At 44.5% G+C, this 17,070-nt stretch carries 9 protein-coding genes; 8 read left to right on the top strand and 1 reads right to left on the bottom strand.

Annotation, left to right across the window (positions count from 1 at the left end; genetic code table 11):
* Window positions 1-144: 144 nt before the first annotated feature.
* The 5 genes from QUA13_RS15620 to QUA13_RS15640 all read left to right on the top strand — a co-directional run bounded on the left by QUA13_RS15620 (window position 145) and on the right by QUA13_RS15640 (window position 6,940).
* A complete protein-coding gene (locus QUA13_RS15620) occupies window positions 145-303 on the top strand; it encodes a hypothetical protein (protein WP_333199860.1) in 159 nt (52 codons plus the stop codon).
* A gap of 342 nt (window positions 304-645) precedes the next feature.
* Entirely contained in the window at window positions 646-3,576 is a 2,931-nt protein-coding gene (locus QUA13_RS15625) for an ATP-binding protein (RefSeq protein ID WP_333199862.1), read from the top strand.
* Window positions 3,577-3,580: 4 nt separating this feature from the next.
* Window positions 3,581-3,952: a response regulator gene (locus QUA13_RS15630; RefSeq protein ID WP_333199864.1), complete on the top strand. Its 372-nt coding sequence runs from the start codon at window positions 3,581-3,583 to the stop codon at window positions 3,950-3,952.
* Window positions 3,953-4,052: 100 nt separating this feature from the next.
* Window positions 4,053-5,390, top strand: coding sequence for a response regulator (locus QUA13_RS15635; protein WP_333199866.1), 1,338 nt, complete (start codon window positions 4,053-4,055; stop codon window positions 5,388-5,390).
* Between the two features lie 185 nt (window positions 5,391-5,575).
* Window positions 5,576-6,940, top strand: a complete 1,365-nt coding sequence (locus QUA13_RS15640) for a response regulator (protein ID WP_333199903.1) — start codon at window positions 5,576-5,578, stop codon at window positions 6,938-6,940.
* 258 nt (window positions 6,941-7,198) lie between these two features.
* Here the strand turns inward: QUA13_RS15640 and QUA13_RS15645 are convergent, their stop codons facing one another.
* Complete coding sequence (locus QUA13_RS15645) at window positions 7,199-8,566, bottom strand: TldD/PmbA family protein (RefSeq protein ID WP_172190825.1); 1,368 nt, start codon at window positions 8,564-8,566, stop codon at window positions 7,199-7,201.
* Between the two features lie 456 nt (window positions 8,567-9,022).
* On the opposite strand from QUA13_RS15645, the gene QUA13_RS15650 reads away from it, so the two are divergent.
* The 3 genes from QUA13_RS15650 (at window position 9,023) to QUA13_RS15660 (ending at window position 16,768) form a co-directional block, all read left to right on the top strand.
* Window positions 9,023-13,300, top strand: a complete 4,278-nt coding sequence (locus QUA13_RS15650) for a PAS domain S-box protein (RefSeq protein WP_333199868.1) — start codon at window positions 9,023-9,025, stop codon at window positions 13,298-13,300.
* A 364-nt stretch (window positions 13,301-13,664) separates the two neighbouring features.
* On the top strand, window positions 13,665-14,504 hold the full coding sequence (locus QUA13_RS15655) for a DUF1361 domain-containing protein (RefSeq protein ID WP_333199870.1): 840 nt from the start codon (window positions 13,665-13,667) through the stop codon (window positions 14,502-14,504).
* 299 nt (window positions 14,505-14,803) lie between these two features.
* A complete protein-coding gene (locus tag QUA13_RS15660) occupies window positions 14,804-16,768 on the top strand; it encodes an ABC transporter ATP-binding protein/permease (protein WP_333199872.1) in 1,965 nt (654 codons plus the stop codon).
* The last annotated feature ends 302 nt before the right edge of the window (window positions 16,769-17,070 follow it).

Genomic DNA, 17,070 nt, shown 5'->3' on the forward strand with positions numbered 1-17,070 from the left:
ATGAGAGTAATGGTTGTAGACGACGAGGAAGGTATTCAGTTATTGTTCAAAATTTCGGGTAAGAATCAGTGTTAAAGATCGTGGATCGGGATGACGAGCGAGGTAAGAAAGCGACTGTTTAGTCCTTTCTTTACAAATAAACCTGTGGGTGAAGGCACTGGCTGGGGATGCTGCATCAGCTATCAGATTGTGCATAAGCACGGCGGAGATTTGAGGTGTTTATCGCAGCCAGATCGGGGTACAGAATTTGCGATCGAGATTCTCACTAGGCAGAGCGATCGGGTAGAGATGAAAGCGAGTTAAGGGGAGTTAAACAAAAAATCAGGGTAAAGCCTGGTAAAATCTAGCTCGCGATGATCGCATTTTTCCAATTTCTTTGTAATACCGGAAGTCCATAAACACCCAACGACTTAGCCGAAGCCCTTAAGGGCTTCGGCTAAAAGAACGCGAAATTAGCAAAAGCCAGAAGTCAGAAATAAAATGTAATATTTAAGAGGGATTGAGATAGATTTTCATGGTTGACTGGGAAAGGCAGCTTTGCCAAAATTTAAGAGTGGCAAAAATACTTAACAAAAAAAGTTGAACTCTCTAAAGCTGAATATCGGGGTAGCGATTGCAACATCCAAAAAATAATAGGTAAAATTGATGGCGATAGGCATCCGACACCAGCCGGAAAACGGCTACCACTCAGAACCAACTCAGCCTTTCCCAAGAGAAAATCTTAATAGCCGATCGCTCATGCGCCTCCCCCGAACCCTGACTGCCGTCGAAACATCGGGCTTTGGTCTCACCTGCCAGGCCAATTGGTTTACCCTCGCCCCAGCCATTCAAGCAGCGATTGGGCCTAACGCCATTTTCGTCTGGTTGCCCGGTATCATCATCGGCATGATGATCAACCTACAGGTGAAACGCATCGGGGAGTATTTTCCAGAAATGGCTGGGGGAACGCCCAACTATACCACTCGAATGCTGAAAAATTATCCGGGTCTGGGAAGCTATGTAGCGATCGGATACTTTTTAAGCTGGCTAGCAACACTTCCGATTTCTGCGCTCGTCATCACGCAACTCATCAAAGTCAACCTTGATAGTTTAGGTGTTAGCTGTCCCGAAGCTTTACTGGCTGTTAGCTTCACCCTTCTCCCCTTCATTTTGACATTCAGCGGCACTCGCGCCTTAAGTATTCTCCACGCCTTTTTTGTGCTGCCGACAGTCGGCGTATTATTAATTTTTTCTATTTACGGTCTGTTTTGGTTAGCTTTTTCCCCAGACAGTCCCGGCTTTTTCCCCACCACTTGGCCGCTATTCACCTTTATCGACTGGGCTAAGTGGTTTTACTTTGGTACATACATCTACTACTGCTGTGACTCAGCCGCCTGTTTTGTAGCCGATAGCCGCAACCCTACTAAAACCTTGGAGTTTCTCAAAATTTCCGCACTGGCAATGCTGCCTATTATTTTAGGAGGTTCCTGGGTATTGATGCGCTTGGCCACCGACCCCGGTCTGAAAGATGACGTATTCTTGAATGTATTAGCGGCCTGTCAGGTATTATGGGGGCCCTGGGTTCCCCCCCTGGTCACCTTTCTAGTCGTCGGTACCGGTCTTCTGAGTTGCGCCACCATAGTTTCCAACTGCCCCCGGATGTTATACCAACTTGCCGTAGATGGACATATTTCGCCAACATTCGCAGTTGTATCCCGACGGGGCGTATTTGGATTTGGACTCGTCCTGGTTTTGGTTCTCAGTTTAATCTGTCTAGCTTGGGGAAATATACCTCGGCTGGTGGCGATTACTAATGTTGGCTTTGTTGTCTGCCTGACGATGTTCCATCTGTCACTATGGCTGCGACGGGGTAGGCCAGAAGTTCGGTGGCCTTGGTGGTCGCTAGCCTTCTTCGTACTAGATGTGGTGGTTCTAGTAGTGGGAGGCTTGGCTTGGGGCTGGGAAGATTTTATCATTGGGTTGTTTTTTCCCCTTGCCGTTTTAGCAGTCGATGCAGGGATGAGTCGCATTGCCTTTGCCCCCTTCCATCCGTCGTGGTGGATTCAGCGTTACCGCAATAGTAGCAAGGTTAAAATCCCAGATTTTGTAGCGTCTCAGGTTGTAGTTTTGATCTTGCTGATCGTCAGCGCCGTTGCGATCGGCTGGATTTTTTGCCTCAAATTATATGCTAATTCCAGTGTTGGTTTGAATTTATTGGTAGTGCTACTCCTGACAGTTGCTTTTGTGGGGGTGGCCGTTGCCTGCTGGACAAGCTTACCCCAAGTCATCTCAATGGACGAAGCAAGAGAGGGAGCAGAACAGCTTTTTACAATTGCCCTAGATGCTATTGTAGTGCTGGATGAAAATGGTGTAATTCGTCAGACTAATCCCGCTGCCGAAAGTGTCTTCGGCATAGGTGCTACTGGGCTAATTGGGTCTTACCTGAACAAATTACTACCTGGATTAGCGGCTCAGCCAGAGCAGTGGCTCAGTCGCAGCGAACAAAATCTCAAGCTGCCCGATGGAGACTCGCGCATCCTGGAAGTTGCCATCTCCGACCGATTCTCTCAAGATGCTTCGACAACCAATCAGGATCTGCAAGAATATGTGGCGATCGTCCGCGATATCACCGATCGCAAGCAAGCCCAAGAAGCACTGCAAAAAGCTAATGAGGAACTAGAAATCAAAGTTGAGGAGCGTACATCTGAACTCACCCATACTGTGGAGCAATTGCAAAATGAGATTGAAGAGCGCCAGCGGATAGAAGTAAATCTCAGAGCTATGCAAAATCAGATTGTTGTCCAAGAAAAACTAGCTTCTCTGGGCAGTTTAACAGCAGGGATTGCCCACGAAATCAGAAATCCCTTAAATTTTGTCAACAATTTCTCAGAACTTTCTGCTGAATTAACCGAAGAACTGTTTGAAAAAATTGAAAATCAAGCAGAACGTTTAGATCCTGAAACCAGTGAGGATATTGCCGAGCTATTAACCGACCTCACAGCTAATCTTAAAAAAATCAATCAACACGGTCAAAGAGCCGACAAAATCGTTGGCAATATGCTGTTGCATTCGAGAGGACAAAGCGGTCATTGGGAAGCCACAGATATCAATAGTTTATTGGCCGAATATATCAATCTAGCCTATCACGGGATGCGAGCCAAGGAAGCTAATTTTAACATTACCATAGAAACTGACTATGACAATGACATTGGCCAAGTAGAGGTCGTGCCACAAGACATAGGTAGGGTTTTTCTTAACATTATTAGCAATGCTTGCTATGCAGCTCATAAAAAGCAAGAAGAAATGGGGTCAGGATTTTCACCTATACTTGACGTGAAAACTCGAAATCTGGAAGGTCAGATTGAAATCCGCATTCGCGATAATGGCGCAGGTATAAAGCCAGAGATCCTCGATAAAATTTTTAATCCATTTTTTACGACAAAGCCACCGGCAGAAGGTACTGGTCTAGGTCTTTCTATCAGTCAGGATGTTGTCGTCCAGCAACATCGCGGAGAACTAAAAGTCGAAACAGAAGTAGGAAATTACACAGAGTTTATCATCACATTGCCGAAAAAAACAGCAGAAATTCAGGAGTAAAAGAATGAAAGTAATGGTTGTAGACGACGAGGAAGATATTCAGTCTTTGTTTACTCAAAAATTTAGAAAAGAAATCAAATCAGGGCAAATTAAATTTTATTTTGCCCTGTCAGCAGAGGCTGCATTAGACTACTTAGAAAACAATAAAGAAGCGTCGATTGTTTTGATTTTGTCTGATATTAATATGCCAGGAATGAATGGGATAGAACTGCTCAGAATTATCAAAGAAAAGTTTCCCGATCTAAAAGTTTTTATGATTACCGCTTATGGAGATGAAAGAAATTACCAAACCGCAATCGCTTATGGAGCTGATGACTATATTACTAAACCTGTTAATTTTGAGAGCCTGAAAAATAAAATAATCAATTTGGAGTAAATTCACAATAAAACATAATTGGTAATTGGTAATTGGTAATTGGTACCTTCCCATCCTCTCCTTCTGCCTTCAGGGTCCTACTAGCAACTGAGAGACTAATATGTCAGTAAAAATACTGTTTGTAGATGACGAAGAAAATTTAGAGTATGTAATTTCCCAGGTATTTAGAAAAAATATCCGCACGGAAGGATGGCAGATTTTTTTTGCTCGTAATGGTTTAGAAGCGCTGGAAAAATTGAAAGAACACCTGGATCTGGATATAGTATTGACCGACCTTAATATGCCTGAAATGGATGGCCTGACTTTACTATCTAGACTTAATCAAATAGACCTACCGCTGAAAACAATAGTTATATCAGCCTATAGCGACATGGAAAATATCAGAAATGCCATGAACTTAGGTGCCTTTGACTTTCTAACCAAGCCGATAGATTTGGAGGATTTAAAGATTACCATCAACAAAACGCTGCGTGACGTGCAACACTTAAAAGAAAACCAGCGCTTGCGGGAATCAGAAGCTCGCGCTAGAGAACAAGCTCAGGATTTACAACAAGGTCTGCAAGAGCTAAAAAAGACCCAAGCTCAACTAATTCAGACCGCAAAAATGTCTTCTTTGGGTCAACTGGTTGCGGGAATTGCTCATGAAATTAACAACCCTGCTAGCTTTATCTATGGCAATATTAGCCACGTCAGTGATTATATCCACAACCTAACCCACCTGCTAAATCTCTATCAGCAGCAGTACGACCCACCCACTTCTGAGATTGAAGCTGAAATCAAAGCCATAGATTTAGAATTTATGATAGCAGATTTATCCCAAACTCTGGCTTCGATGAAATGTGGTGTTAACCGCATTCACAAGATTGTTTTGTCTTTGCGTAACTTCTCAAGGCTGGATGAAGCTAACATAAAGTCTGTTGATATTCACGAAGGGATCAAAAGCAGCCTGCTGATTTTGGATAACCGACTTCAAACAACGAGAACGCGTCCAGAGATTCAAGTGTTTGAGGAGTACAGCCATCTGCCTTTGGTAGAATGCTATGCTGGAGAACTAAATCAGGTGTTTATTAACATTCTTTCTAATGCGATTGATGCTTTGAATGAGTACAATAAACAACGGTCACTAGATGAGAACTCGGCTCTCCAGAGCGCCATTAGTATTCGCACTGTTCTGCTAGAGGAAAGTTCCCGTGTCGTCATTCAAATTCGGGACAATGGGCTGGGAATGACCGCAGACGTGAAAGACCGTATTTATGAACCTTTTTTTACTACTAAGCCTGTAGGTCAGGGTACTGGTTTGGGTCTCTATATCAGCTACCAAATTATAGTGGAAAAGCATGGCGGCACATTGAAGTGTGTTTCAGAGATGGGGGAGGGAGCGGAGTTCTGGATAGAAATTCCAATCACACAAACTAAGGCTGAATTCGACCTTATCTAATCAATCGCCCTCTACCAAACTCAGAGCCTATTACAGCCCTTAGGTTTGCCATTGTAGAAATCAGCCTTTTCATGACTCTTGCAATAATAATATATAATAGAACTTAAAGTATATAAATATTACTCGGATAAGTTAATCAATGCAAGGGGCAAAAAATGTCGCATCCGACCGAAAAATATCGCAATATGTCAGCAAAAATACTGTTTGTGGATGACGAGCCAGATTTAGAATCTCTAATTTCCCAGAAATTTAGAAAAAAGATCCGTGCGGAAGAATACCAGGTTTTTTTTGCGTATAATGGCGTAGAAGCGCTGGCAAAGTTACAAGAACAACCGGATATAGACATTGTGCTGACTGACATTAATATGCCAGTTATGGATGGGATCGTTTTGTTAGGGAAACTTAATCAGATAGCTTCCCTAGTCAAAACAATAGTTATATCGGCTTATGGCGACTTAGGAAATATTAGAAAGGCGATGAACGCCGGAGCCTTTGATTTTTTGACTAAGCCTATAAATTTTCAGGATTTAGAAATTACAATTAACAAAACATTGTCCCACGTACAACAGCTAAAGGAAAACGAGCGCTCCCGCCAAGAAAGAGAGGAGAAATTGCAGCAATCGGAAGCGCGAGAGCGAGAAAAAGCTATTCAACTAGAAATTGCACTCCAAAATTTACAGCGCACCCAAGCTCAGCTTATTCAGACTGAGAAAATGTCTAGCTTAGGACAACTCATTGCAGGTATTGCCCACGAAATTAATAATCCCGTTAATTTTATCTATGGCAATTTAACTTATGTCAATGAGTATACTCAGCAGCTATTGGGTTTAATAAACCTTTACGAGCAGCACGGTGCCCACAATCACCCTGAAATCGAAGTTTTAATTAAAAACATAGAGCTAGAATTTATCCGAGAAGATCTGCCGAAAATGCTATCTTCGATGAAAATAGGGGCTGAACGTATCCGTCAGATTGTGCTGACGTTGCGGAACTTCTCGCGGCTTGACGAAGCTGAGATGAAACCCGTTAATATTCACGATGGCATCGACAGCACTATAGTCATTTTGCAGAGTCGGCTCAAGCCTAAGCCGGATTATCCACCTATTCAAATTATTCAAGAATACGGAGATTTGCCAAAAATAGAATGTTATGCCTCTCAGTTGAATCAGGTATTTATGAATTTGCTGAGCAATGCCATTGATGGCTTGAATTACTATGACAAAAAACGCAGCCTGGAGCAAATAAAAAAAGATCCTAGTACGATTACAATTCGTACTTCTATGCTGAATGACGATTGGGTAAGAATCAGTGTTAAAGACAATGGGCTGGGGATAACAAGTGAGGTAAGAACGCATCTGTTTAGTCCTTTCTTCACAACTAAACCTGTGGGTCAAGGAACTGGTTTGGGATTATCTATTAGCTATCAGATTGTGGTGGATAAGCACGGCGGAGATTTGAGATGTTTATCGCAGCCAGCAGATAGGGGTGCAGAATTTGTGATTGAGATTCCCATTAGGCAACGCGCTCAGGTAAAGAGGGAGGCCACTTAAGGAGAATTCAACAAAAAATCAGGGTAAAGCTTGGTAGAATCTAGATCGCGATCGCACTTTCCCAATTTCTGTGTAATTTATGAAGTCTCCCAAACACCAAACGACCTAGCTGAAGCCCTCGAAAGTAGATTTTGAGTCGTGGGTCAACTTGTCAGTTTTCCGGACTGGTTAAGGCGAGGCGTGAGGGCGCGAACACGCCTTCACCATGTGCCAGTTGCGTAAGTTTTGAACTAATAATTAATGACTAATCACTAATGATTATCTTCCTCCGACGACGACATTTTTAATCCGCAAATGGGGGCCGCCGACGCTTACGGGTAAACCGCTCTGGCCGCCTTTACCGCAACCGCCGTAGGCATAAACCGAGTCGTTTCCTATCGACTCAATATCTTTTAACGTCTGAAATACATTGCCACTTAAAGTGACATCGCTAACAGGTTCAGCCAATTTGCCGTCGCGAATCATAAACCCTTGAGCCGCTGCAAAGGTAAACATTTCGCCGTTGGTTTGTCCTCCCAACATCCGCACTGCATACACTCCTTCGTCAATGTCGGCAACCATTTCGTCAAAAGAATGTTCGCCAGACTCGATCGCAGTATTAGTCATCCGCACCAAAGGCATAAAAGTAGCACTCAAAGCCCGGGCATTTCCTGTCGGACTTTCGCCCATTTTGCCCGCAGTCTCGCGATTGTGCATTCGAGTCGTTAAAACTCCATTTTTAATTAAATGCTTGCACTGAGCCGGCACGCCTTCGTCGTCGTATTTCAAAGTTCCCGGCAATCCCGGCACAGTTGCGTCGTCAATTACATTCAATTGTTCGATCGCCACCGGCTTGCCCAAAGTCAACAATTCCTGCATTTTCGGGTTTTCGTAAATGCCGTCTGCTTCCGACAAATGCCCGAAAGCTTCGTGAATAAAAACCCCCGACAAATAAGGGTCTAAAATCACCGGATACTGGCCGCCTTTCACCGACTTTGCCTCTAGTTGGCCCACTGCTCGAACGGCAGCACTCTTAACACGATCTTCAATATTTGTCAAGACATCGTAATCCGATCGCGAGTGAATCGACTCAAACCCTTGGCGGACGACACCGCCCTCGCCGCGGGCGATCGCCCCGAAACGCCCCGTCACGTCCAAGCGCTCTTGAGCGATGCAAGTGCCTTGAGAATTCACAAAATAAGTAATCCCGAATCTGTCGCTGTAACCAGCCATTGTCGTCTGAATTCGCGGGTCGTAATCTAACAGCAACTGGTTGTAAGATTCGAGCAATTTTCGCTTTTCGGCTAGAGTAATAGAGCGCGGATCGCGACCCAATTCCACCGCTACATAATCTTGAATCGGGGTGACATCTGCTAGTAGAGTTTTTTCGCTACCAACCAAACGAGACTGCACTACAGCTTCTTCAATGCGATCTTTTAACTCAGCTAAACCGTTAAAAGTTACAAAACTCCAGCCGCCTTTGTGACAGGCGCGGATGCCGCCGGCGAGACTGAAACTGCGGTTGACAGCATCTAACTGAGGGCCGCGAAAACTAATCGCAGTTGACTCGCTTTGTTCGAGGCGAACTTCCAGATAATCCACGCGATCGCGGTAAGGTGCGATCGCTTCCATCAACTGTTCTTGCATCAAATTGCCCCTATGAATGATTCGGCGTAGCGCTGAAAAAAATTATTGCTAACTATATTTTAGCTAATAATTCCCGTCTTTCGGGTACGCGCTCCCCCACCGCTGTGGTACGGCAGCGCGCACCCTACCCGATAAATGGCGAGTCAGTCGATTTTAGATTTTAGATTTTAGATTTTAGATTTTAGATCGATCCCGTCCTGAGTCTGCTAAGGAATGAATCCGGGGACTTATGACCACATTACTTTCGGTCAGTCGATTTGATATTTAAAACTTTGTCTATAGAATTGAGGATTAGAGGTTTACAGATCGCCGGCGTTCGGCGGGCGTCCTAGAACAAAAAAAACTCGCGCCGGCTTGCGAAAAGCCCGGTATCCCGGAAATCTTGCATCTGCCTATAAAAATGGAACTAAACTAAATCTATCTAAAGACGTAAAGATCTACCTTAACCGCCGGCAGATGGAATACTTTAAGATTAAAAAATTTCAAATTTTACCCTATTTAGCAGCAATTTCGGCATCAGTAGCCATTTTGATCGGAGTTGGTATTTTAGATCGATCGGAACAACAGCGGTTTTGTCAGTACAACCGCGCTAGCACCCTCGATCGGCTCAGCACAGTCCGTTCTAAGCTGGAAAGCTCTTTGAATTCCCGGCTGTTTTTGATGCGGGGTTTGGGGGCTTACCTTTCCAACAACCCAAATATCACCGAAGCCGAGTTTGCAGCGACGGCGAGAATTCTGATGGCACAGCAACCGGGCATTCGCGCCATAACTTTAGTTAAAGGCACGACGGTCGCTTACATTTATCCGCGGGACGGAAATGAATCGGCGATCGGCGTTGACTTGACGGCGCTACCCGAACAGCGGGAAATGGTCGAAGATGTCATCAACACCAGAAAAACTTTGCTGGCCGGGCCCGTGAAATTATTGGAGGGGGACGAGACGTTTATCAGCCGATCGCCGATTTTTCTCACACCCTCCGGCGCCGAGCCCGAAACAGGAGTTTACTGGGGCTTGACAGGCCTGATCCTCGACAAAAACTCCCTAATTGAGGAAGCGGGACTCAACGACTCCTCAGCGAAGCTGCAATACGCTTTGCGGGGCAAAGACGGGAGGGGAGCATCCGGCGCAGTATTTTTCGGTGACGAGTCAATTTTTCAGGACAATCCCGTGGTGCTGGAAGTGACTTTGCCCAACGGTTCCTGGCAGTTGGCAGCAATTCCGGCAGGAGGATGGCCTGCGAATTCGCCGTTTCGGGGGTGGCTGCTCTTTGGAGGCGACTTGCTGGCACTTTTGAGCGGGGTGGGGGTTTTTAGCTGGGTGTACAGCCGTGCGAAACTGCGTTCAAGCGAAGCTAAGTACCGACAACTTGTTGAGAATGCTAACAGCATTATTGTGCAGTTAGACAGTGAAGGCAAGATTACTTTTTTTAACGAGTTTGGTGAAGCTTTTTTCGGGTATTCAGAAGCAGAAATCATCGGCAAAAGTGCGATCGGCACAATTATACCGAAAACAGATTTCTCCGAGAGTGACCTCGCGGCAATGATTCGAGATTTTTTGGCACAGCCGGAAAAATACTTCCAACACGAAAAGGAAAACATCCGCAGCAATGGAGAAAGGGTGTGGATAGCGTGGACAAATAAACCTTTACTAGATGCGAATGGAAATTTGGCAGGACTGCTTTGTATCGGGACGGATATTAGCGATCGCAAACAAGCTGAAATCGCCCTTCAAGCTTCGGAATCGGAACTTCGAGCTTTGTTCGCTGCCATGAACGACGTAATTTTTGTCATTGATATTGAGGGCCGTTATCTGAAAATTGCTCCCACAAATCCCGAACTTTTATACAAACCGTCGGCGGAACTTATAAACAAAACTCTGCACGATATCCTGCCACCAGAAACAGCCGATTTTTTCCTCAGTCAAATTCAACTTACCGCCGATACAAAACAAACCCATTCCATAGAATACAGCCTGCAAATTGACCACCAAGAAGTTTGGTTTGTCGCTAACATTTCTCCTATGCAGGAAAACACTTTTATTTGGATAGCCCGCGACATTACAGAGCGCAAGCAAGCTGAAAATTGGTTAACCGGTCAGAAACAAATTTTAGAAATGATTGCTAAGGGCGCAACTCTTGGCGAGACTTTAAATACTTTAGTTAAAATTATCGAGCAGCAATCTAGAGATGTCATGGGTTCGATATTACTTATAGCTCCCGATGGCAAACATTTACTTCACGGAGCCGCGCCCAGTTTGCCCGACAGCTACAATGCTGCTATTCATGGCATAGCCATCGGCCCGGATGTCGGTTCCTGCGGCACTGCTGCCTTTAGTCGCCAACAGGTAATCGTTACAGATATTGCCAGCGATCCTTTGTGGAAAAATTTTCGAGATTTAGCCTTGAGTTTTGGACTGAGAGCTTGCTTTTCTACTCCTATTTTCTCATCTCAGGGTCAAGTTTTGGGAACTTTTGGAATGTATTATCCCCAACCGCGCTACCCCCAAAAAATTGAGTTGCAATTGATAGAAGCGATTATTAATTTATCAGGAATTGCGATCGAACGCAAACAGGCAGAAGAAAGTCTCAAACAACTCAATCAAGAGCTAGAAAATAGAGTCAAACAGAGAACTGCTCAATTGATGCAAACTGAAGAACGCTGGCAGTTAGCACTCAAAGGCAACAATGACGGAATTTGGGACTGGAACTTGCAAACAGGGGAAGTGTTCTTGTCCGAGCGATTTAAGGAAATCACCGGATACGAAAACAGCTCAATTCTAGATTACTTGGACGAATGGAAAAGGGGCACGCATCCCGAGGATTTAGCCTTAGTAATGCAAGCTCTCCAAGACCATTTAAACAAGAAAACGCCGCATTACATCACCGAATACCGCTGCTGGTGCTATAACAGCGCCTACAAATGGATACTCAGTCGGGGACAAGCTTTGTGGGACGCATCTGGAAAAGCAGTCCGCATGGTTGGTTCAATTACTGACATTACGGAGCGAAAACAAGCAGAGGAAGCACTGCGGGAAAGTGAGGCAAGATTCCAAAAGCTGTCTGCTAATTTGCCGGGAATCATTTATCAATGTTTGTTGCGTGCAGATGGCTCTGTTAGTTTCCCTTACATGAGTCCTGCTTCCCTAGAAATGTTTGAGTTAGAACCAGAAGCTGTTCTGCAAAATTCGGCTTTGCTAACAGATTTGGTTCATCCCGACGAGCGCCAAAATTACTACGAATCTATTGCTATTTCAGCGCAAACTTTGCAACCTTGGCACTGGGAAGGACGGCTGGTGCTGCCTTCGGGCGAGGTTCGCTGGTTTCAGACAAATTCGCGTCCTGAAGCTAAAGAAAACGGCGATATTCTTTGGGACGGCATCACCATTGATGTTACCCATCGCAAACAAGCTGAATTAGCTTTGCAAGAAAGCCAGCAGTTCATTAAAAAAGTAGCCGATGCTACTCCCGGTATTTTGTATCTCTACGACTTGGAAGAACAGCGAAATATCTACACTAATACTTCAATGTTCGCGCTTTTGGGCTATACCAACGACGAAATTACAGCGATGGATTCGTCACTCATGCCTCAGTTAATACACCCTGAAGATTTCCATAAAATTGTGAAACATCACGCGAGCTTTGCAGGAATTGAAGATGGCGAAACTAGGGAAATTGAGTACCGGATACGGGCAGCAGACGGTCAAATTATGTGGCTGCAAAGTCGGGATAGTATTTTTAGCAGGAATGCTGACGGTCAGGCTAAGGTAATAATTGGAGTTTCCCAGGATATTACGACTCGCAAGCAAGCAGAGGAAGCACTGCGACAAAGCGAGGGACGAGAAAGAGAAAAAGCTCGAGATTTAGAGTCAGCGCTGCTAGAATTGCAATCTACTCAAACTCAGCTCATTCAAACTGAAAAAATGTCTTCTTTGGGGCAATTAGTTGCCGGCATCGCTCACGAAATTAATAATCCCGTTAACTTCATTCACGCTAACATTGATTATCTCAACCAGTATACAAAAGAGTTGCTCGATCTGGTGACTCTTTACGAACAGGAGTATCCCGAACCAAATTCAAAAATTGTCGATCGCATTCAAGAGATAGATTTGGATTTCATGGCTGAGGATTTAAGAAAACTCGTGGGTTCTATGCAGGTAGGAACCGAGCGCATCCGGCAAATTGTTTTGTCCCTCAGGAATTTCTCGCGGCTGGACGAATCGGCAATGAAGCCGGTCGATATTCACGCGGGAATTGAAAGCACTTTGTTAATTTTGCAGCACCGCTTGAAGAGTCGGGACAGCCGCCCGGAAATTGAAATAATTAAGGAGTTCGGGAAACTGCCGCCGGTAGAGTGCTATCCGAGCCAACTGAATCAGGTGTTTATGAATATTATTGCTAATGGAATTGATGCTATTGAAGAACGATATCAAAAGTTATCGGTTCCACCATCGCAGATCGAGAACGGCCGGATTGTTATTTTCACTGGTGTAACGGCCCAGAAGACTGCGATCGTGGAAATTTCGGACAACGGTACGGGCATTCCCGAGGCGATAGTCGATCGCATTTTTAACCCGTTTTTTACTACAAAAGCTGTGGGAAAAGGAACGGGTTTAGGAATGTCTATCGCGCACTCGATTGTGGTGGAAAAGCACAATGGCAAGATAGAGTGTATTTCGTCCATAGGATGCGGAACGACTTTTAGGATTCAGATTCCGATCGACAAAGTGTATAAGTAGTAGCGTGCGTCAGTCGATTTTAGATTTTAGATTTTAGATTTTAGATTGACTCCACAGTGCTAGGGTGCGTCAGTCGATTTTAGATTTTAGATTTTAGATTTTAGATTGACTCCACAGTGGTAGGGTGCGTCAGTCGATTTTAGATTTTAGATTTTAGATTTTAGATTGACTCGACAGTGCTAGGGTGCGTCAGTCGATTTTAGATTTTAGATTTTAGATTTTAGATTGACTCGACAGTGCTAGGGTGCGTCAGCAGTTCTTGATTTTCAGGCGCGGGCGTGGAGTCATAAGCTGACGCACCCTACAAGTTAACGACTAAGATAGATTGAAGCTGCATCAAACCTTTAATTGTATAAAAATTGACATGATGGGATTAATCCTGGAAGCGCTGGAAGCAATGGGACACAATGTCCGCTGGATGTCTTGGAATTTGTTTTTGGCTTTAGTACCGCTGGGCCTGAGTTTTTTGCTGTTCCGCAAACCCCGATCGCGCTGGCTGCTGTGGGGTACGGCCTTTCTCCTGGGCGCTACTTTTTTGCCCAGCACGCGCCACGTTTTGGCCTATCTGAAGCACATTGTGCAAGATGTGGGCAAAACTTACGTTTTGGGGGCGATCGTGATTACGCTGGCACTGATGGCTTTAGACATCTGGGTACTGCGGCAGCGCGGAGTTCGCTCTCTCCGCTGGTGGGGCGGTTTTTTGGCGTCGATCGCCTTTTTGCCCAATGCGCCCTACGTTTTAACTGATATCATTCACCTGATCGAGCAGATTAAAGAGGGGTACTCGGCGTGGACTGTGGCTCTAGCTTTGATCCCGCAGTATCTGGTGTTTATGCTGCTCGGGTTTGGGGCTTACGTGCTGTCGGTGATGAATTTGGGTTACTATTTGAAGCAACAGGGTTGGAGTAAATTTATCCTGGCAACGGAGATAACTATACACGCACTTTCGGCGATCGGGATTTATTTAGGGCGATTTATACGCTTCAACAGTTGGGACATTCTGACTAACCCCGATGCGCTGGTTAACACCGTAATGAACGATTTGATTGGCAAGCGTCCGGTTTTAGTAATGGCTGTAACTTTTGTAGTAATTGCTGTTTTGTATTGGGTAATGAAACAAGTAATTTTAGGGATGAGCCAGCGGTTTTACAGCAGCCAATCGCAGTCGGAGTTAGCCGGCGACAGCGCGACTTCTTCCAGCTAGATAGATTTGAGATTTGAGATTTGCTACACAACTAACGTCCCAACTTTTTTATCTCCTGACCTAATTTCTCTGCAAATATAGCAACGGGTCTGACGATGAAAACGTTCTTAATTGTTAAAACTTTTGGTTTTATTGTCTTGGGCATAAGTGCCTTCAGACCCGACTACCGAAAGACTCAGGCTATATCAGTCTTTCGGTAATGCCATTTTTTTACCTGAACTCTTGAATAAATTACTGCCACAATGGGTAATAAAACTTGATATGTTAGAAAAGTCGAAGTAGTTCTGTAAAAAGCAAAGATGAATCGATTTGACCGTCAGTTGTGGCAGAGATTTATTGCGATCGCTCAGCCTTACTTTTATCCTTTAGAGCCTGGGGGCGGCAGAATCTTTTTAGGATTAGTGGCGCTGTTGTTGCTATTTCTGTTCGCTGCGATGTTTGTGGCTGTCAGTGTTGTCAGTTTGGCTGCTCAAGCCTTTTTTCCAGAGGCTTTTAACGGGGTTGCGGCTGGCTTAGCTACTTTGATCAAAGGAATTATCTACTCACCGACAATTGCGATCGTTGGTTTAATGCTAATACTCCCGCTGGCTGCTTTTGTCTTTTTCAGAAGCAAGTTGATACCGCGCTGGAAGCAGTGGATAATGTTAGCTCTGCTGCTATTTTTGTCGCTGTCTGTTAGCGGAATTAACGTAGTCATTAGCTATATTAGTAATTTTTTCACGACAGCGCTGGCTGAAAAAGATCAGATTACTTTTTGGCGGTTTATGTGGGTTTATGCTGGAGTTTTTATTATCGGTACCCCGATAGTTGTTATTTACGGGTATACCCAAGATAAACTGGGATTGTACTGGCGAGAGTGGATGACTGATAGTTTCCTGGGTAGTTATTTTCAAAACCGCGCTTATTACGAAATCAATTCTCAAAAGGAAATCGACAATCCCGACCAGCGGATTGCTGAAGATATCAAATCATTCACTAGCACGAGTTTAGATTTTTTGCTCCTGATGTTGGGAGCAGTTATCGATATTATTTCTTTTACAGGCATTCTGTGGTCTATTTCCAAAGGTCTTTCGATCGGACTAATTATTTATGCTGTCTTTGGCACGACAGTCATGATAATTTTTGGCAAAAGGTTGATATTTTTGAACTTCAATCAGCTCTCCAAAGAGGCTGACTTTCGCTATGGATTGGTTCACATTCGGGACAATGCAGAATCAATTGCTTTTTACCGGGGAGAAGCACAGGAATCTGCTCAGGTAAAACACCGATTTTTACAAGCTGTTCGGAACTTTAATTTGCTAATTGGTTGGCAGCGGAATCTGGGATATTTTAGAGTTGGCTATAGATATGCAACTTATATTATACCCTCTTTATTCCTGGCTTCTATCTACTTTGCAGGTGAGATCAGATACGGCGATATTACTCAAGCTGAATTTGCTTTCCGTCAGGTTTCAGAAGCATTTTCTTTGGTTGTATATAGGATTGAAAGCTTGAGTTTATTTGCAGCGGGCATTAATCGTTTAGCCACGTTTAATGAGTCTCTAAGAAATGAAAAAAGTGCTGTACAACTAGACTTCAGAACAATCGATACAGTTATAAGTTCTCAGTTGACATTGGAACACGTTACTTTAGATACTCCGAAGCAGCAAAAGACTTTGATTAGGGATTTGTCGGTAGCGGTGTCGCCAGGGGAAGGACTGTTAATTGTCGGTCAAAGCGGTGCTGGGAAGAGTTCTTTGCTGCGAGCAATTGCGGGTTTGTGGGACTCGGGAACGGGTCGTTTGGCGCGGCCGGAACTCGGAAAAATGCTGTTTTTGCCGCAGCGTCCTTATATGATTTTGGGTAGTTTGCGATCGCAACTTATCTATCCCAACACCAGCAGCGAGATTGATGAGGAAAAATTGCGCCGCGTTTTGGCATCAGTAAACTTAGCAGATTTGCCGGACAGATTGGGCGGTTTTGATGCGGATTTAGATTGGGCTGAGATTTTGTCGCTGGGAGAACAGCAGCGTTTAGCTTTTGCTAGATTGTTGTTGACGGAACCGCCATATGCTATTTTGGATGAGGCGACAAGTGCTTTGGATTTGAAGAACGAGCAACATTTATACGAGCAGTTGCAAGCCACTAAAACTACGTTTGTGAGTGTCGGCCACCGATTGAGTTTAGTGAAATATCACCACCAGGTTTTGGAACTTTTGGGCGATGGGAGTTGGCGGCTGGTTTCGACGGAAGAATACCGCGCTAGTGCGAAGGTTTTTGACTGATAAAGCGCTGCTTTCATGAATTGTGAATTTACCCGGTTGTTGGTTCGCGGTGGGTGGTGGCGCGGTTAGATTTATAGTTTGGTTCTACAGATTAATCGCCGCGCCTCCACCCACCCGACAATAGGTTCTACGGGTACGATCGCAGCAACAATTAATGCCGATCGATTCCCGGTTACTCCTACCCTTTTAAATTAAAGAATTAAAAAATTGAAGAATTGCGAATCACTGATTATGTATGGGTTTGGATCGCGGGCCTACAGTTGCATTCTTTGTTGAAACTGGTATCACAATCGATAATTGAG

It is taken from the genome of Microcoleus sp. S28C3, assembly GCF_036700785.1.
In the GTDB taxonomy this organism is placed as follows: Bacteria; Cyanobacteriota; Cyanobacteriia; order Cyanobacteriales; family Microcoleaceae; genus Microcoleus; species Microcoleus asticus.